The organism is Vogesella urethralis (genome assembly GCF_007644045.2).
GTDB lineage: Bacteria > Pseudomonadota > Gammaproteobacteria > Burkholderiales > Chromobacteriaceae > Vogesella > Vogesella urethralis.
Window position 1 is genome coordinate 13,699 of the sequence record NZ_VMDW02000016.1, and the last position, 17,643, is coordinate 31,341.

The 17,643-nt window shown below is 61.0% G+C and carries 14 protein-coding genes and 1 pseudogene; 9 read left to right on the forward strand and 6 right to left on the reverse strand.

The genetic code is table 11. The features are described 5' to 3' along the window. Positions 1-12 precede the first annotated feature (12 nt). The 8 genes from cls to FLQ03_RS00820 all read left to right on the forward strand — a co-directional run bounded on the left by cls (position 13) and on the right by FLQ03_RS00820 (position 10,698). Positions 13-1,443 (forward strand): cardiolipin synthase, encoded by a 1,431-nt coding sequence (gene cls, locus FLQ03_RS00785; protein WP_144373919.1) that lies wholly within the window; start codon positions 13-15, stop codon positions 1,441-1,443. A 27-nt stretch (positions 1,444-1,470) separates the two neighbouring features. Beyond that, positions 1,471-3,354: an ATP-dependent zinc metalloprotease FtsH gene (ftsH, locus tag FLQ03_RS00790; protein WP_144373920.1), complete on the forward strand. Its 1,884-nt coding sequence runs from the start codon at positions 1,471-1,473 to the stop codon at positions 3,352-3,354. Continuing rightward, complete coding sequence (gene trxC / locus FLQ03_RS00795) at positions 3,351-3,791, forward strand: thioredoxin TrxC (RefSeq protein ID WP_103259721.1); 441 nt, start codon at positions 3,351-3,353, stop codon at positions 3,789-3,791. Before ftsH ends, trxC begins: the two co-directional genes overlap by 4 nt. Positions 3,792-3,946: 155 nt before the next feature. Then, a complete protein-coding gene (locus FLQ03_RS00800; protein WP_144373921.1) occupies positions 3,947-6,754 on the forward strand; it encodes a sensor domain-containing protein in 2,808 nt (935 codons plus the stop codon). 219 nt (positions 6,755-6,973) lie between these two features. Beyond that, positions 6,974-7,438: a heat resistance protein PsiE-GI gene (gene psiE-GI, locus FLQ03_RS00805; protein ID WP_329956922.1), complete on the forward strand. Its 465-nt coding sequence runs from the start codon at positions 6,974-6,976 to the stop codon at positions 7,436-7,438. After that, the gene (locus FLQ03_RS00810) at positions 7,416-8,381 is read left to right on the forward strand and encodes a zinc metalloprotease HtpX (RefSeq protein ID WP_047357394.1); all 966 of its coding nucleotides are present in this window, start codon (positions 7,416-7,418) and stop codon (positions 8,379-8,381) included. The genes psiE-GI and FLQ03_RS00810 overlap by 23 nt, the downstream gene beginning before the upstream one ends. 24 nt (positions 8,382-8,405) lie before the next feature. Further along, positions 8,406-9,557, forward strand: a complete 1,152-nt coding sequence (locus FLQ03_RS00815) for a S1C family serine protease (RefSeq protein WP_144373922.1) — start codon at positions 8,406-8,408, stop codon at positions 9,555-9,557. Positions 9,558-9,789: 232 nt separating this feature from the next. Beyond that, on the forward strand, positions 9,790-10,698 hold the full coding sequence (locus tag FLQ03_RS00820; protein ID WP_040436291.1) for a LysR family transcriptional regulator: 909 nt from the start codon (positions 9,790-9,792) through the stop codon (positions 10,696-10,698). 364 nt (positions 10,699-11,062) lie between these two features. Here FLQ03_RS00820 and FLQ03_RS00825 read toward each other — a convergent pair whose 3' ends face one another. The 6 genes from FLQ03_RS00825 to FLQ03_RS00850 are packed head-to-tail and all read right to left on the reverse strand — an operon-like array spanning position 11,063 to position 16,709. Continuing rightward, positions 11,063-12,550, reverse strand: a complete 1,488-nt coding sequence (locus tag FLQ03_RS00825; protein WP_144373923.1) for an efflux transporter outer membrane subunit — start codon at positions 12,548-12,550, stop codon at positions 11,063-11,065. Further along, the gene (locus FLQ03_RS00830; protein ID WP_144373924.1) at positions 12,537-13,010 is read right to left on the reverse strand and encodes a cytochrome c; all 474 of its coding nucleotides are present in this window, start codon (positions 13,008-13,010) and stop codon (positions 12,537-12,539) included. Before FLQ03_RS00830 ends, FLQ03_RS00825 begins: the two co-directional genes overlap by 14 nt. A 28-nt stretch (positions 13,011-13,038) precedes the next feature. Beyond that, positions 13,039-13,749 (reverse strand): ABC transporter ATP-binding protein, encoded by a 711-nt coding sequence (locus FLQ03_RS00835; RefSeq protein ID WP_003056107.1) that lies wholly within the window; start codon positions 13,747-13,749, stop codon positions 13,039-13,041. 1 nt (position 13,750) lies between these two features. After that, on the reverse strand, positions 13,751-14,956 hold the full coding sequence (locus FLQ03_RS00840; protein ID WP_003056108.1) for an ABC transporter permease: 1,206 nt from the start codon (positions 14,954-14,956) through the stop codon (positions 13,751-13,753). Then, on the reverse strand, positions 14,953-16,104 hold the full coding sequence (locus tag FLQ03_RS00845; protein ID WP_144373925.1) for an efflux RND transporter periplasmic adaptor subunit: 1,152 nt from the start codon (positions 16,102-16,104) through the stop codon (positions 14,953-14,955). The genes FLQ03_RS00840 and FLQ03_RS00845 overlap by 4 nt, the downstream gene beginning before the upstream one ends. Further along, entirely contained in the window at positions 16,101-16,709 is a 609-nt protein-coding gene (locus tag FLQ03_RS00850; protein WP_004393990.1) for a TetR/AcrR family transcriptional regulator, read from the reverse strand. The genes FLQ03_RS00845 and FLQ03_RS00850 overlap by 4 nt, the downstream gene beginning before the upstream one ends. A gap of 123 nt (positions 16,710-16,832) precedes the next feature. Between FLQ03_RS00850 and FLQ03_RS00855 the strand changes: the two are divergent. Continuing rightward, a pseudogene (locus tag FLQ03_RS00855) lies at positions 16,833-17,563 on the forward strand (IS3 family transposase); the annotation flags it as partial. Positions 17,564-17,643 lie beyond the last annotated feature (80 nt).

Below are 17,643 nucleotides of genomic sequence, written 5' to 3' on the forward strand. Positions count from 1 at the left end.
TGGGAGGCTGTCGTGTCCGACCCCAACGGGCTGACATGGGCAGCCACCCTCGTGTCGCTGGCGGTCGCTATCCCCACAGCGGGGCACGCGGTCATCTACAAGCGTGACCCTCGATCGGCCACGCTGTGGGTACTGCTGATCGCCTTGTTGCCGCTGGCCGGTTCGCTGCTGTATGGGCTATTCGGCATCAACCGTTACCAGCGGCGGGCGCGGCGGCTCTTCCCGGGGGCAGATCCTGCTGTTCGGCAGGACCTCTCGCCCACGATGCCCGAGGCTGTATCGCCGCCGCTTGCCGGTCTGGCCCACCTGGTGGGGCGCGCCACCGGCCAGTCGCTGACCGGCGGCAACCGCATCGAGCCGCTTGTCGATGGCGAGCAGGCCTACCCGGCCATGCTCGCTGCCATCGAATCGGCGCGGCACAGCGTCGCGCTGGCTTCGTACATCTTCGACGGCCAAGGCATCGGGGCGCAGTTCGTCGATGCGCTGAGCCGGGCTCATGCGCGCGGCGTGCAAGTGCGGGTGCTGATCGACGATGTCTATGCCCGCTGGACGCCCAGCAGCGCCTACCGCGCCTTGCAACGCGCCGGCGTTCCGGCGGCGACGTTCAACCCGACGTTGATTCCCGCGCGCCTGCATGGCGCGCATCTGCGCAATCACCGCAAGCTGCTGGTGATCGATGGCAAGACGGGTTTCACCGGCGGCATGAACATCTTCAGCCCGTATTGGCGGCCCGATGCGCCGGGCCAGGCCTGTCACGATTTGCACTTTCGTCTGCGCGGGCCGGTGATTGCGCATCTGATGCGGTGCTTCACCGATGATTGGTGCGATACCACGGGCGAGCGGCTCAGCAAGGGTTACTGGGGCGAACCGCCCGTAACGGCTGATGAGCACGGAACCTCTTGGGCGCGCGGCATCGAGGCCGGTCCCGATGAGGCCCTGGACCGGATGCGCTGGACCTTCATGGGCGCTTTGAGCGCCGCGAAGCATTCGGTGCGCATCTGGACACCTTACTTCGTCCCCGATCAGCCGATGATCGCGGCGCTAAGCACGGCCGCGTTGCGCGGCGTGCGTATCGACGTGCTGACGCCCGCAAACGGCGACCATCCCACGGTGCAATGGGCCGCGCGCGCGCACTACTGGCAGGTGCTGGAGCACGGTGTGCGCATCTTCGAACGGCCTGGCCCGTTCGACCACAGCAAGCTGATGCTGGTAGACGGAGCGTGGTGCTGCCTTGGTTCGGCCAATTGGGATGCGCGCAGTTTGCGCCTCAACTTCGAGTTCAATGTGGAGGTGTACGACACCGCGTTGTCTACGCGGCTGTCATCCCTTTTTGATGCCGCTCGTGATGCGTCGGGCGAGATATCGGCGAAGGCGTTGCGCGCCCGCCCGCTGGCCATCCGCTTGCGCGACGGGGTGGCCCGTCTGTTCACCCCCATTCTCTAGCGACACGACTTGCGAGGAACATTGCCCATGGAAAAGAAAGATCAATGGAACATTGGCTACTGGATCGTCGCCGGCCTGTTGCTGCTGACGCTGCAGAACTACTGGCAGGCGGCCAAGACCGTCGAGCCCGTGCCCTACAGCGAATTCGAGAAGGCGCTGGCCGAGGGGCGCGTCGCCGAAGTGCTGGTGTCGGACCGCACGGTCACCGGGCGCCTGAAATCGCCGGACAGCCGGGGCAAGACCACCATCGTGGCCACCCGTGTCGAACCCGACCTGGCCGAGCGGCTGTCCAAGTACGACGTGCCCTATGCGCGGGTGGTGGAAAGCACCTGGCTGCGTGATGTGCTCTCCTGGATTCTGCCGGCGGTGGCCTTCTTCGGCGTCTGGTTCTTCCTGTTCCGCCGCTTCGCCGAGAAGCAGGGCATGGGTGGCTTCCTGAGCATCGGCAAGAGCCGTGCCAAGGTATTCATGGAGAAGAACACTGGCGTGACCTTTGCCGATGTCGCTGGCGTCGATGAAGCCAAGGCGGAGTTGGTTGAGATCGTCGATTTCCTCAAGAATCCGCAGGAGTATGGACGGCTCGGGGCGCGCATTCCCAAGGGCGTGTTGCTGGTCGGCCCACCGGGCACCGGCAAGACATTGCTGGCCAAGGCTATTGCCGGCGAGGCGGCGGTGCCCTTCTTCTCCATCTCCGGATCAGAGTTTGTCGAGATGTTCGTCGGCGTGGGTGCGGCCCGTGTGCGCGACCTGTTCGAGCAGGCCCGCGGGCAGGCGCCGGCCATCATCTTCATCGACGAGCTCGATGCGCTGGGCCGCGCGCGCGGCGTCGGCGGCCCCATCGGCGGCCACGACGAGCGCGAGCAGACCCTCAACCAGCTGCTCACGGAGATGGACGGCTTCGACAGCTCGGTCGGGCTGATCATCCTCGCCGCCACCAACCGCCCCGAAATCCTCGACCAGGCGCTGCTGCGCGCCGGTCGCTTCGACCGTCAGGTGCTGGTGGACCGGCCCGACAAGAAGGGACGGCTGGACATCCTGAAAGTCCACGTCAAGAAGGTGACGCTGGCTCAGGATATCGATCTCGAACAGGTGGCGGCGCTGACCACCGGCTTTTCCGGCGCTGATCTGGCCAATCTCGTGAACGAAGCAGCGCTGAACGCGACGCGGCGCAAGGCGCAGGCTGTGGAACTGCAAGACTTCACCGCCGCCATCGAGCGCATCGTGGCCGGCCTGGAAAGGAAGAACCGTGTGCTCAATCCGAAGGAGCGGGAAACCGTAGCCTATCACGAGATGGGGCATGCGCTGGTGGCGCTGGCGCTGCCCGGCACCGATCCGGTACACAAGATTTCAATCGTTCCGCGTGGCATCGGTGCACTCGGCTACACCCTGCAGCGGCCCACCGAAGACCGATTTCTGATGACACGTGCCGACCTGGAGCACAAGATCGCCGTGCTCCTGGGAGGGCGCGCGGCTGAGAAGCTCGTGTTTGGCGAGCTGTCCACAGGGGCTTCAGACGATCTCGCGCGGGCCACCGACATCGCCCGCGACATGATTACGCGCTTCGGCATGGATGAGGGCTTGGGGTACGTTGCTTTTGAGGCACAGAGGCCGCGTTTTCTTGATGCGCCTGAACTGGTACAGGGTGGCTGCCGGGTAGCCGAATCGACTCAGACACGCATCGACCAAGCCATCCGTGACATCGTGATGGGTGTGTTTGATCGTGCATACCGAATTCTCGAAATTAACCGAGAAGTGCTGGAGCGGTGCGCGCGCGAACTGCTCGCACGGGAAACGCTGGATGAATACAGCATCCGGCAACTGACGCAAGGGCTACAGCTCGAATCCCCATGTCACAGCGGCCCAACTGCCGGAGCCATTACTTCCTCTGTGTCCCAAGGAGCCACCTCATGAGTGACAGCATTCATATCGTCTGCCCACACTGCCAATCCATCAATCGCGTGCCAGCCAACAAGTTGGCAGAGAAGCCCAATTGCGGGCGGTGCCAGCACCCGCTGTTCACCGGAGAACCCATTGATCTGACCACAGCGACCTTCGCCCGTCATCTGGAGCGCAGTGACCTGCCGCTGCTGGTTGACTTTTGGGCGCCGTGGTGCGGACCGTGCAAGATGATGGCGCCGCAGTTCGAGCAGGCAGCCTCCCTGCTTGAACCCAAGGTGAGGTTGGCCAAGGTAAATACCGAGGCCGAGCCTCACCTGGCCGCCCAGTTCGGTATTCGCAGCATTCCAACCCTGATTTTGTTCCGAGGGGGACATGAGGTTGCACGTCAGGCGGGCGCCATGGGCGCGCAGGACATTATGCGCTGGGTGACATCCCGCTTGCCGCAATGACCCGGCGCGAACCACCCTGCTTATCAGTTGTTCGATCCTTGAAGAAAGTGCGTAGCCGCGATGCATAGCGACCCCAACCACACAATCTTTGACGAAATGCGTTCCCAGTTGCAGAAACTTTGGAACCTCTGTTTCACCCATAAGGAGCGTCACCTTTGAACGAGACTCCTCAAATCTCAGCCCGACACTGTGGCCAGATTAACCAGAATGCCCATTTTGGCAGTTGGCATCTCGATCTTGGCTCGCAACTCCTCACTTGCTCCGATGAAGCCTGCCGCGTGCTCGGCCTGGATGTTGGTGCGCCAATAGCCTTCGAGCGATTCCTGCAGTGCATTCACCCTGAAGACCGCCCCCTCTTCGATAGGGCATGGGATGCTGCCATGTGCGGAAAGTCCCTTGATCTGCGGTATCGCATCGTCAGCGGAGGGCAGGTTCGCTGGATACACCTGCGGGCAACATTCAAGGGCGACGCCTCTGGTCGGCCCAGAGCGGCAGACGGGACGGTAGAGGACATCACCGATCTCAAGAGGGTCGAGCAGGCGCTGAACTCTATGCGCCGACAGCGAGAAGAGTTGACCAGCCACGTTCCCGGTATGCTTTACCAATACCGTCTTCGTCCGGACGGCAGCTCGCACTTCCCTTATGCCAGCGCGAGGATACAGGAAATATACGGGGTTGCACCGGAGGATGTTGTTGAAGATGCCACTCCTGCGTTCGCTGCGCTCCATCCTGAAGACCGCGACCGTGTGCATGAAACCATACAGGCGTCGGGGCAGTCACTCGCGCTTTGGCATGACGAGTACCGAGTGCAGTTTCCAGACGGTCGGGTGATCTGGGTCGAAGGCGAGGCGTCGCCTGAAGCCATGCCTGATGGGAGCATCCTCTGGCACGGCTATATCTATGATGTCACCTCACGCAGAAGATCCGCGGAAGAGCTTCGCCTTGCGGCTAAAGTTTTTGAGCACGCAGGAGAGGGCATCCTCGTTACGGACGCTCAAGGCCACATTGTCAACGTCAATCGGGCGTTTTCCGTGATCACTGGTTATGCGCGGGAGGAAGTAATGGGTCAGACACCTCGTCTGCTCGAGTCCGATCGCTATGACGATGAGTTCTATCAGACCGTTTGGCAGGCTCTGCGTGAGCACGACTACTGGCACGGAGAGCTCTGGTGCCGACGCAAGAACGGCAGTCAGTTTGCCGCGCTGCTGACGATCAGTGCAGTCCCGGATATGCGGGGCAATATCGAGCATTACGCAGCCATGTTTTCCGACATCACAGCCCTGAAGGAGAACCAGCAACAGCTTGAACGCGTTGCTCATTACGACCTGCTCACCGGCTTGCCCAATCGACTATTGCTTGGAGACCGCCTTAAGCAGGCCATTCGTCAGACACGTCGGCGTGGCATGCACCTGGCGGTTGTCTTCATCGATCTGGATGGATTCAAGAAGGTCAACGACCAGCACGGCCACGGAGTCGGCGACAATTTGCTTTCCGTCCTGTCCAGGCGTATGACGCAGGTGTTGCGCGAAGGCGATACCTTGGCCCGTCTTGGTGGTGATGAGTTTGTCGCTATTCTGGTCGACCTGCCGGATATTTCCATCAGCGTACCGATTCTCGATCGCCTGATCGAGGTGGCTGCACAGCCCGTACCGATTGGTGACGCACTGTGCGAGGTGAGCGCGAGTATCGGTGTGAGCTACTACCCGCAAGGCGAAGATATCGACGCCGACCAACTGCTGCGGCAGGCAGATCAGGCTATGTATCGTGCCAAGCAAGCCGGCAAGAATCGATATCACGTTTTCGATACGGAGAAGGATCGTACGCTGCGCACCCGTCACGAAGGATTTGACAGCATAAAGAATGCACTTGCCAATGGGCAGTTTCTGCTTTATTTCCAACCTAAGGTCAACATGCGCACCGGTGAGGTGCTGGGCGCCGAAGCCTTGATCCGCTGGCAACATCCGACGCGTGGCTTGTTATCTCCTGCCTCCTTCATACCCATCATTGAGAATCATCCGCTCGGGATTGACGTGGGGGAATGGACCATCGAGGCTGCGTTGACTCAGATCGAAGTTTGGCGCAAGGCCGGCCTTCATGTACCGATCAGCGTGAATATCGGTGCGCGGCACTTGCTGCAACCGGACTTCATCATGCATCTACGGGGTATGTTGTCACGACATCCCGGCGCCCAGCCGCAAGACCTTGAACTGGAAATCCTCGAAACCAGCGCCGTGGAGGACTTCGTTCAAGTGTCTCAGTTGATGGCCCAGTGCGGGAGGATGGGATTGCGTTTTGCCCTCGACGATTTCGGCAGCGGCTATTCATCGCTGACCTATCTGAAGCGCCTGCCCGCGCACCTGCTCAAGATCGACCAGGGTTTTATACGCGACATGCTCGAGGATCCGGACGATATCGCCATCCTGGATGCGCTACTGGCACTGGCAAGGTCGTTTGGCAGGAACTGCATCGCGGAGGGAGTCGAATCCATTCAGCATGGTGAAATGCTGCTGCGTATGGGATGCGAGTGGGGCCAGGGTTATGCCATCGGGCATCCGATGCCGGCGCATGAATTCGAGCAATGGCTACACACCTGGCAGGTACCCTTATCCTGGAAGGAATTCAAACCTGACAGTTGCTCCGCGCTGCCCGTGCCGTTCACATACGCCGACCACCGGGTCTGGATTTCCCAGATGATCGACTATCTGTCAGGTAAGACCCAAGTGCCTCCTCAACCCGAAGCACTCCAATACTGGCGGGATCAAAGTGGCCGCCCTACGTTCTTCGGCAAGGATCCTGATGATCAGGTCGATGTCCTGCATCAGAGCATCCAGCAGTTAGCGCACACCCTGAGTGAAATGAAAAATGCCGGCCGTGTCGAGGCATTGAGGGCTGGCATCGACAAGTTGCAACATTTGCAGGCGGATCTGCTGGGATTGCTGCCGCCAGACCAGAAGCCGGATTGATGCCATGCATGGGACAAAGGGTTGACGTGCAAGAGGCTGATCCACCCATCGGCGGCGCCACGGGCGCGCAGGACATTATGCGCTGGGTGGCTTCGCAATTGCCTCGGCAATCCAGGTGTAATCGAGTCGTCTTCTCGGACTCCCCGTTCCATTAACGTTTCATTGAAAGAGAGAGCAACGCTTATGCATAAAGAATCTGGCCACACGGCCCTTGACGAGATGCGCTCCCAGTGGCGGTTGATGACGTTTTACGAGCGCTTCGAGCAGGTCGTCGCCCTCGTTCTGTCGGCGGTAATTGCCGTCATCATCGTGGTGTCGCTGTTCCAGCTCATCGCCATCGTCTTCACGCTGCTGGTTCTCGATGCCTTCAATCCCCTGGACCACAAGGTATTCCAGAGCGTGTTCGGCATGATCATGACGCTCTTGATCGCGATGGAGTTCAAGCATTCCATCGTGCGCGTGGCGCTGCGTCGGGACAGCATCATCCAGGTCAAGACCGTGATCCTCATCGGCCTGATCGCGCTGGCGCGCAAGTTCGTGATCCTTGACCCCGAGGCGAGCCCCGCAAAGATAGCCGCGCTGGCAGGCGCCACGCTGGCTCTGGGTGCGACCTACTGGCTGCTGCGCAAGCGCGACGACCGCGCCGCCGAGACATCTGAGCATGATCCGTCATCATCCCAATGACCCGCGCGCGGCGTTGTTGCAACACCGCTGGCTCAACCGCCTGCAGACCGGGCTGTTGATCCTGACCCTGGTCGGGATCGCAGCCGCCGCAGGAAGCCTGCTGTTCGGGGAAAGCGGCCTGTGGCTCACGCTGTTTGCAGTTGCAGGCACGCTGTTGCTGGAACCGGCAGCCGCATCCGTCTTGACCTTGCGCCTGTACCGCGCACGGGCTTTGTACCCGCACGAAGCCCCCGAGATTTGGGCCCTGTTGCGCGAGCTGTCCGCCCGTGCCGGTTTGTCCGCCACGCCGGTGCCGCACTACGTGCCCAGTGCCGTCATCAACGCCTTCGCCACCGGCTCGAAGCAGCATGCATCGATCGCCCTCACCGATGGCCTGCTGCGCAACCTGAGTTCGCGCGAACTGGCGGGTGTGCTCGCGCACGAGGTCGCGCACATCGCTAATGAGGATCTGCGTGTCATGGGGCTGGCGGATTCCGTCAGTCGTCTCACGAGCCTGCTGGCGATGGTCGGACAGATCGCTATTGTGTTCAGCTTGCCCGCACTGCTGGCCGGCGCGGTGGCGGTCAATTGGCCGGGACTGCTTCTGCTGGCCGCCTCGCCCCAGCTGGCCCTGCTCGCACAGCTCGGCTTGTCTCGCGTGCGTGAGTTCGACGCTGACCGCCTCGCGGCGGAACTGACGGGCGACCCGCAGGGGCTGGCGTCCGCGCTGGCGAAAATCGAGCGGGTCAGCCGCTCCTGGCGTGCCTGGCTGTGGCCGGGATGGGGCAATCCCGAGCCTTCCTGGTTGCGCACCCATCCGGCAACGCAAGATCGCATCTCACGCCTGCTGACGTTGGCGCCTGGACCAGCAACAGCCTTGCCGTTTCACACGCCCCATTTCTTGCCGGAATCCGCTGTGACGCCGCGCCCGCCGCGCTGGCGCCCGAGCGGGCTATGGCGCTGATTGCCTATCAACAGGAGACTTCTCATGGCCTACCCTGACCCGTATCCACGTCCAGCGCCGGATCCGTTCATCCGGCGCTGGCTCTTCCTCACCGCCTGTATTGCCACGCTCATGCTGCTGTGGCAGTTCCTACCCGCCATCGAGGCATGGTTCACTCCGCGCGAGGCGGCAGAACGCACCGTGACGGCGCGCGGCGACTTGGCGGCGGACGAAAAGGCCACCATCGAACTGTTCGAAAAATCACGCGCCTCGGTGGTCTACATCACCACCGCGCAGCTGGTGCGCGACGTCTGGACGCGCAATGTTTTCTCCGTGCCCCGTGGCACGGGATCGGGCTTCATCTGGGACGACGCCGGCCACGTCGTCACTAACTTCCACGTCATCCAGGGTGCTTCTGAAGCCACCGTCAAACTCGCCGATGGCCGCGACTACCAGGCCGCGCTGGTGGGGGCGAGCCCAGCGCACGACATCGCCGTACTCAAGATCGGCGTCGGCTTCAAACGCCCGCCTGCCGTGCCTGTCGGCACCAGCACCGACCTCAAGGTGGGACAGAAGGTGTTTGCTATCGGCAACCCCTTTGGCCTGGACTGGACGCTCACCACCGGCATCGTCTCCGCGCTCGACCGCTCGTTACCGGGAGAAGCGGGCGGCCCGACAGTTGATCACCTGGTCCAGACCGACGCCGCCATTAACCCCGGCAACTCGGGCGGCCCCCTGCTCGATTCGGCCGGGCGGCTTATCGGCATCAACACGGCGATCTACAGTCCCTCCGGCGCCTCGGCCGGGATCGGTTTTGCCGTGCCGGTGGACACCGTCATGCGGGTAGTGCCGCAACTCATCAAGTCCGGTAAGTACATCCGTCCGGCGCTGGGCATTGAGGTGGACGAACAGCTCAATCAACGCCTGCTTGCGCTGACGGGAAGCAAGGGCGTGTTCGTGCTGCGTGTCACCCCCGGCTCGGCAGCGCACAAAGCCGGGCTCGCTGGGGTCGAGATTACCCCACAAGGCATCGTGCCCGGCGACCGCATCGTTCGCATCGACGGCACGGCGATCGACGATGTGGCCAAGCTGCTCGCCCGGCTCGACGACAGGAAGGTCGGCGATGTCGTAGTCTTGTCCGTGGAGCGGGCCGGCAAATCGCGCGAGGTGCGTGTGGAGCTGCAACCCGGCAATTGATTGAACTGAACCTGTGGATCAGGCGGTAGTGCAGCGTCGCGGCGATTGAGGTTCTCAGGTCTTCGGCCAGGTAGCGTTCCGCCTCAACCTCCGTAATTTTCGGATGCGATCTGCCTATCCGAATAGGCAAGCATGCGACGCCGGAACCTCTTGCCAATCATCGAAGGAGAAAGCGAGGCGCAATCCGCATGAGGTGGATGCAGGCCAGGAACGAGGCAAACAGGAGGCCGCATTGGAACTCAGACTACTGCGCTATTTCGTTGCGGTCGCGGAAGAACTGCATTTCGCGCGAGCGGCCGAGCGCCTTGGCGTAGAACAATCGCCTGTGTCGCGCGCAATGCGCAATCTCGAAGCCACGCTCGGCGTGCAGTTGTTCGACCGCAGCGCGCACCAGACGCGACTGACCTGGGCCGGTCAAGTGTTCCTCGGTGAGTGCCGGCGTGTGCTGGCCACCGTGGAGCAGGCGGTGAGTGCCGCAAAGGCGGCGGCGCAGGTCTATCAGGGTTATCTGCGCATCGCCATCTGCGACAGCTTGGCGCAGCCCCACATTGCCACCTTGCTGGCGCGCAGCCGCGAGGAAGAGCCCGAACTGGAGATTCGCGTCTTCGAGCTGCCTTTCGCGCAGCAGCTCAAGGGCCTGCACAACGATCTGCTGGACATCGGCTTTGCGCTGTCGGACGCGGTGAGCGAAGGCCTTGTCGCCGAGCCCGTGTGGACCGATCCTCTGTCGGTGATCGTGCCCGTGCGCCACCCCTTGTTGGCGCACGCGGAAGTGCCATTGGATGAAGCCTTGAAGTTTCCGTTGGTACTGTGCCATCCGGACGCGGGATCGGGCTGCCACCACCAGATCCAGGCGGTGCTTCAAGGTGCGTCCAAGCCGCTCAAGCTGGTAGATCAGGTGACGAGCCTAGGCGTGATGCTGACTCTGGTCGGTGCCGGTTATGGCCTAGGTTTCGCCATTGCCTCGCAGGTGCAGACCCTGAACCGCCCCGACATAACCGTTCGCCCCTTGGCCGGCACGCCGCCCATGCTGTCCACCTACCTGCTGCGCCGCAGCGCCGACCCCTCTGAGCCCATGAAGCGGTTTCTGCAGCGCGCCCGCGAGGAGTTCCTGCCAAAGGGAGATGAACCGGCCTCGTGACGTTGAGCGCTCGGGTACATTGTCTACTGCTGGCTGTCCATGGCTCGCACTGGACTTGCTCGGAGCGCGCGTTGACCAAGCGTGGTTTTTCAGTCCATAATTATGTCCATCTCGGTTCGCCGAGTGCGGAAAACTCGTTATCAATCAACGAGTTGGGAACGCGATGATGTTCCCATCGCCATGCTCACCTCGCTTTGGTGCACACGAGTATTGAGCATAGACGAGTTTTGTGCAGAGGAATCCTGATATCGGGTTATCAGGAGCCGTATGCACAACAGGCTTCAAACCGCGCTGAATGGTGCAGTCGTCTTCTGAAAATGACATTGTTTGTGCTCAACATCTGACATCAGGTTAGGGCATAGCCTTAACTGACACCACCTCCCAGGGCCTGATATAAAGCAACACTATCGACTAGGCGTTGTGCCTGGACCGCAACCATATTGATCCGGATTGACTGTGCCTGTTGCTGCGCGATGAGCAGTTGCAGGTAGCTGGCCGCGCCCAGCCGGTATTGCCGCTCGACCGACTGCAAGGAGGCCTGTGCAGCCATATCAGCGGCAGCGAGGGCAGTCAAAGTTTGTGCATCGCTTTCCACCGCGCGCAGGGTGTCGGCGACGTTACGCAAAGACTCCAATACGACGCTCTGGTAATTGGCTGCGGCGGCATCAAAAGCGGCGAGCGCCGCTCTTTTTTCAGCGGGTAGCCCTGGATTAAAAAGAGGCTGGGTGAGCTGCGCAACCAGGCCCCACACTGCCGAGCCACCACCGAACAGGGTACCGGTGGTCAGCGCTTGAGAGCCAAGGTTGGCGCTCAGGTTGATCTGTGGGTAGAGCTTGGCGACAGCCACACCATAGTCTGCATTGGCCGCATGCAACAGCGCCTCTGACGCCTGGATATCCGGTCGGCGGCGCACCAGTTCTGAGGGCACGACGAGCGGCATCTCGACGGGCAGAGTGAAATCGGCCAGAGTGAAGGCCGGGATGCCACCCGTGCCTGGGGCACGACCGGCTAGCACCGCCAGTAGATGTTCGGTTTGTTGCAGTTGTTTACGCAGCGCAGGCAGTTCTGCCCGCGTTTGCTCCGCCTGAGCTTGTAGGCTCAACGCTTCATCAGGTGAGGCCTGACCGATACGCACGCGTTCATGGGCTAGGCGCAGTTGCTCATCCTGCACGCGCAAAATGGCAGTAGTGGCTTCTAGTTGCGCGGCGAGGCGTGCTCGGGTAATGGCAGCGGTTGCCATGTTGCCGGCAAGGGCCAGGCGCGCAGCATTCAGTTCGAAGCGACGGTAGTCGGCGCGAGCAGCCAAGGCTTCGAGTGCGCGCCGGTTGCCGCCAGCCAGATCGAGGTTGTAATGCACGCCAACGCTGGCGTTGTAGAGGCTGAATTGACGTGCGTCTCCGCTCAACCCTTGGCTACTGGGACTCATTTGCTGGCGCTGAGATCCCAGTGCGACATCTACCTGTGGATATTGCGTCGAGCCCGCCTGTGCGGCAAGAAGCTCCTGCGCCTGTCGCAAATTGGCGCTGATGCTCGCCAGCGTCGGGCTGACATGGAAAGCTTCGTTGATCAGTCCGTCGAGTGTGGATGAACCCAAGCTTTGCCACCATTGCGTTTCGATCGGAAGCCCTTCGACTAGACGTTGTGTTTCGCCGAACTGCGTGGGAGCGGACGCGGTTCTATCAGCCACCGGTGTTGCAGTGTAGCGAGCCACATCGGGTGCGGTGGGACGCTGAAAATCAGGACCGGCGGCGCAACCGGCCAGACCGGCGGTGACCAGACCAGCTACCAGGTAAGTTGCCGCAAGCCGTCTTTCGAGGCTGATGGGGCGCTGGCATGTTTTAGCGTGCTCCATAAAAATGCTCCACGAAAGGTTTACGGAAAGCTTGGTGGCAGCCCAAGCAGCTTTCCTGCACGTGGGCGAATGATTGGATCACCGCCTTGCCGTCGCTGCTCGCAGCAGCCAGCTTCATGGCCAGCGCCGCCTCGTGAGTCTGCGCGTCAAAGTTTGTGAACTTGGTCGCATCAGCGCCGAGGTAAGCAAGGATGCGCATTTTTTCAGTAAGCGGTGGCTCGGGGTGTGCAGCAACTTTTGGGGCGAGCTGAACGACCTGAACCCATTCCTCCTGCGAAATCGCACCGGTAATAGCCTGCATGTTGCGCCCGAGTTCCTGCATGATCTTGCGTAGCGCCAGTGGCTCAACCTGGGTAGCGTCACCAGCCCAAGCTGGCAACTGAAAACCCCATAAAAGCAGGCAGGCCGTAACGGTCAGGGTGATAGTTCCAAATGCGTGGCTGTGTTTGCGGTGGGTCATGAAATTCTCCTGTAATTCAATCGTTCTCTCATTCGAACTCCCGCCCTTCGCCAGCTTCCTCATGGGTCACACCGTCGCGGATGTGGTAGATGCGCTTGAAAGTGGGGATGATCTTTTCGTCATGGGTGACGACGATGATGGCGGTCTCGAACTTCCGAGCCATGTCATTGAGGATGCGGATTACAGCCATGGCGCGCTCACTGTCTAGTGGAGCTGTGGGCTCATCAGCCAGGATCACCGGAGGGCGATTGACCAAACCTCGCGCAATGGCGACCCGTTGCTGCTCGCCACCGGAGAGTTGCGAGGGCATGGCGCGAGCCCGGTGTTGCACATCGAGCGCGGTGAGCAGTTCCAGTGCCTTCGCGCGCGACTCCCCATTCGCGACGCCTGCGAGCATCGGCAGTAGCGCCACGTTGTCGGTGACATCGAGAAACGGAATCAGGTATGGTGCCTGGAAAACGAAACCGATCTTGTCGCGCCGCAAGGCGCGCAAGTCGCGGACTTTCCAGCCATCGTCGTAGATCACTTCATCGCCCAGCGTCATGCGACCGGCGGTCGGATCAATCACCGCGCCCAGACATTTGAGCAGCGTGCTCTTGCCGGACCCGGAAGGGCCAATCAGGCCCACCACCTCGCCGGGTGCCACCTGCATGTCCACGCCTTTCAAGGCATTGACCGCGGTATCGCCCTCGCCATAACGTTTTCTCAAACCTTCGATGCGAATGCCTTTGCCACTCATCTCAACCTCCAATGGCTTCGGCCGGGTCGACCTTGAGTGCCATGCGAATGGCGACGATGCTGGCTAGAACGCAGATCACGAGCACGGCGAAAAAACCGGCGATGGAGTCGAACGGCATCAGCAGTACGTACTTGGGAAACAGGGGCGCTGAGAAAGTGGCTGTGATCTTGCCGACCACGAAACCAATCACGCCCAGGGCGAGCGCCTGCTGCATGATCATCGCGGCGATGGTTCGGTTGCGTGTGCCGATGAGCTTCAACACCGCGATCTCGCGGATTTTGTCCATCGTCAGCGAATAGATGATGAAGGCAACGATGGCCGCGCTAACGATGGCCAGAATCACCAAGAACATGCCGATCTGCTTGGCCGACGTGGCGATCAACTTGCCGACGAGGATGTCTTCCATCTGTGCCCGTGTGTAGACCGTCAAACGTTTCCAGCGCCGGATGGATTCGGCAACCTCGTCCGGCGCATGACCAGGTTTCAGAGTGACCAGCACTGCATTGACGAACGCGTTGGTGCTCTGTGAAGCAATCACGGCATCCAGCAAACCAGTAACACCGGGTCGATTGAAGGCCGGGTTGGCTTCGGTGCGACGCCGGCTTTGCCAAATGGCGTCGTTGTCCTTGAGGAACTGAGCCTCTTGGGCATCCTTGAGCGGAATGAATACCATCGGGTCGCCGCTGGACGACACCATGCGCCGTGTCAGCCCCACGACGGTGTAATGATTTCGGCGAATGGCAAGACGATCTCCCAGTTTGAAGCCGGTGGCGATGTCGGCCACCGCCTCGTAGTGACCGCGCGTGATCTGGCGTCCAGCGACGAGATAAGGAGGCCATCCGGGTGTAGCCCCCAACGCACCGGGCGCGATGCCGACCACCATGGTGCGTACATCACTCTCGCCCTTGCGTACCTGCATGGTCAGGTAGGTCACGTTCGCTGCCTGTGAGACTCCCGGCATGGCGAGAATGGCGCGATACACGTCATCGTTGAGGCTGGACGACTCCGCATAAGGTCCCAGAGTATCCTTTTGCACCACCCAAAGGTCAGCGCCACTGTTGTCGAGCAACGCCTTGCCGTCGTCCACCATGCCTCGGTACACCCCAGCCATGACCAGGGTGACGCCGATCAGCAGACCCAGACCGATGCCGGTGAAGACGAATTTTCCCCAGGCATGGAGAATGTCGCGGCCGGCCAGGCTGATCATCGTGACACTCCTGGGATATGGTCGACCACATGGATGCGGCTGCGCGCCGTCAGTGCCTTTTCGCTATAGGTCACAACCTGGTCCCCATTCTTGAGCCCTTCGCGCACCTGCACGTAACCATTGAGGTCGGAAGTGCCGAGCTTGACCGGGGAGAAATGCAGATCACCATCCACGATTTGCCAGACACCAACTTTGTCGCCCTCACGCTGGACGGCAGCGTTGGGGATCAGTGGAGCGGCCGGGAGCGCCGGCAAGTCAACCGTGACTTCGGCCAGTTCACCCACCGGTGGCAAAGGTTCTGGTTTGTTATCGAATGTCACCTTGGCAAGCGTTTCCTCGGTTACCGCGTCGGCCTTGGGTTCCACCCGCAGCACGCGACCTTTCAAGGTCTGGCCACCACGCGAACGCAGGACGATAAGAGTCGGCAACCCCCCAGCCAGCCCCGATGCGCTGATCTGGTCGAAGCGCGCATTGATCCACAAACTCTTGGGGGCGATCACTTCCACCACGGCCTGACCCGCGACGATGGTCGTGCCGGGATCGGCATCGCGCACGGCGACTACACCGTCGACCGGCGCGATCAGGCGCAGATTGCTCCGCTGCGCGACGAGTCCTTCGCGGTCGGAGCGTGCCCGGACAATATCTTCCCGAGCGGCAGATAAGGCGGCATCGGCGATCTGCAGTTCCTGCCGCTTGGTGGTGACGATTTCCTCGCTGGTCGAGCGCACCGCAAACAATTGCTCGTAGCGGCGCGCCTGGGTTTGCGCGTAGGCTTGCCGGGCTTCTGCCTCGCGCAAAGCCGCTTCCGCACGCTTGAATGCCGACTCCTGTGAGCGCACCCGATCATCGAGGTCGACCGGCTCCATCTCGCCGAGCACCTGTCCGGCCTTGACCTGGTCGCCTACATGCACCTCCAGGCGTTTGACGCGCCCGGCAAACGTCGGCCCGATCTTGTAGGTGTAGCGCGCCTCCACCGTGCCGATGCCGAACAGCGCCGGTGTGATAGCCCGTGATTCCACGCTTGCCACCGTCACAGCGACCGGGGCGAGCGGCCCTGATCGCAGACCGACATAAATAAAAAGCACCAGCAAAGGAATGATGACGGCAAGCAGCGCCAGGGTGCGGCCTTGCAAGGGTAACTTTTTCATTGCGCACTCCTTATGCCACGCCGATAAATTGCAAAGACGCGCGGCGCATCGCGGTGCATACGTCCCACATCACCCGCCAACAGCGATTGCATGACCAAGCCCTGGATCGTGCCAATGAACAGCGTTGCCGCCGCCTCGTTGTCAAGCGAGGGAGACAACTCGCCGCTGGCCTTGCCTTTCTCGATGAGACGATGCAAACGTTCGCCGTAGCGCTGAATCAAGGTTTGCACCATGCGCTTGGCCGGTGTCGATTCGGCACGCTGAAGCTCACCAAACATCATTCTTGGCACGCCTGGGTGCTCAGCTACGAATTCGATATGACTCATGAACATCGCCTCCATGGCTGCCAAGGGCGACTCGATTCCTTGTGCGGATCGATCGATTCTGGCTAATAGGCGCTCTGCTACCCACTCCATGACCGCCTGCCAAATGGCTTCCTTGTTCGGGAAGTGCCGAAACAGCGCACCCTGGGTCAAGTTCATGTGTTTAGCGATAGCTGCAGTGGTTATCTCGCTTGGGTTTTGTGAACCGGCAAGCGCCACGACGGACTCGACAGTTACGGCACGACGTTCATCGGCCGGCAGATGCTTTGGATGGGTGTCCACGAGCACTCCTTGTAAGATAGTAATTGATTACTATCTTACCACAAGAGGCAACTCACGACGTCCCCCCGGTATTGAGTAGCACGTGACTTTAGAGTCCAATCCACCATGACACGGAGATTGGACATGAAGAAACGTTTCACCGAAGAACAGATCATCGGTTTTCTGCGCGAAGCAGAAGCCGGCATGCCCGTAGCCGAGCTGTGCCGCAAGCACGCCTTCTCGGAAGCCAGCTATTACCTCTGGCGCAGCAAGTTTGGCGGCATGAACGTCTCGGAGGCCAAGCGCCTCAAGGAACTGGAAACCGAGAACGCACGGTTAAAGAAGCTCCTGGCCGAGATGATGCTCGAGAACGAGATTGCCAAAGAGGCCCTGCGAAAAAAGTGGTGAGCGCACCGTCACGGCGGGAGTTGGTGCGCCATCTGGTGGGCAAGGGACTCAGCGAGCGTCGATCGCTGCGTCTGGCCGGCATCAGTCCCAGTTCATTCCGTTACCAGCCCGCCACCGACCGCAATGTCGCCTTGAAAGCGAAGATCATCGCGCTTGCACAACGTCACCGACGCTACGGGGCCAGCATGATCTATTTGAAGCTGCGGCAGGAAGGCATGCAGGTCAATCACAAGCGGGTGGATCGACTCTATGCCGAGGCGGGCCTGCAAATTCGCCGGCGTAAGCGCAAGAAGATTCCGGCGGCAGACCGTCACCCGCTGGCCCGCCCCTTGGCCGCCAACCAGGTCTGGTCGATGGACTTCGTGTTCGACCGGACGGCAGAGGGGCGTGTCATCAAGAGCCTGACCGTCGTCGATGATGCAACGCACGAGGCCGTTGCGATTGTGCCGGAGCGTGCGATGAGCGGGCTGCAGGGCGTGTACTGAATTTTGTGTAAACAGACATTTGGCAGGAAACTGCCACCTAGTCTGGAGACACAATGAGCTCG

What these genes read in the sequence shown, in the direction of transcription:
- FLQ03_RS00845 (WP_144373925.1), bottom strand. Translation starts at nt 16,104, where the DNA reads ATGAAAAAGTTACCCTTGCAAGGCCGCACCCTGGCGCTGCTTGCCGTC.
- FLQ03_RS00825 (WP_144373923.1), bottom strand. Translation starts at nt 12,550, where the DNA reads ATGGAGCACGCTAAAACATGCCAGCGCCCCATCAGCCTCGAAAGACGG.
- FLQ03_RS00815 (WP_144373922.1), top strand. Translation starts at nt 8,406, where the DNA reads ATGGCCTACCCTGACCCGTATCCACGTCCAGCGCCGGATCCGTTCATC.
- FLQ03_RS00830 (WP_144373924.1), bottom strand. Translation starts at nt 13,010, where the DNA reads ATGACCCACCGCAAACACAGCCACGCATTTGGAACTATCACCCTGACC.
- FLQ03_RS00840 (WP_003056108.1), bottom strand. Translation starts at nt 14,956, where the DNA reads ATGATCAGCCTGGCCGGCCGCGACATTCTCCATGCCTGGGGAAAATTC.
- FLQ03_RS00835 (WP_003056107.1), bottom strand. Translation starts at nt 13,749, where the DNA reads ATGAGTGGCAAAGGCATTCGCATCGAAGGTTTGAGAAAACGTTATGGC.
- trxC (WP_103259721.1), top strand. Translation starts at nt 3,351, where the DNA reads ATGAGTGACAGCATTCATATCGTCTGCCCACACTGCCAATCCATCAAT.
- ftsH (WP_144373920.1), top strand. Translation starts at nt 1,471, where the DNA reads ATGGAAAAGAAAGATCAATGGAACATTGGCTACTGGATCGTCGCCGGC.
- FLQ03_RS00810 (WP_047357394.1), top strand. Translation starts at nt 7,416, where the DNA reads ATGATCCGTCATCATCCCAATGACCCGCGCGCGGCGTTGTTGCAACAC.
- psiE-GI (WP_329956922.1), top strand. Translation starts at nt 6,974, where the DNA reads ATGCGCTCCCAGTGGCGGTTGATGACGTTTTACGAGCGCTTCGAGCAG.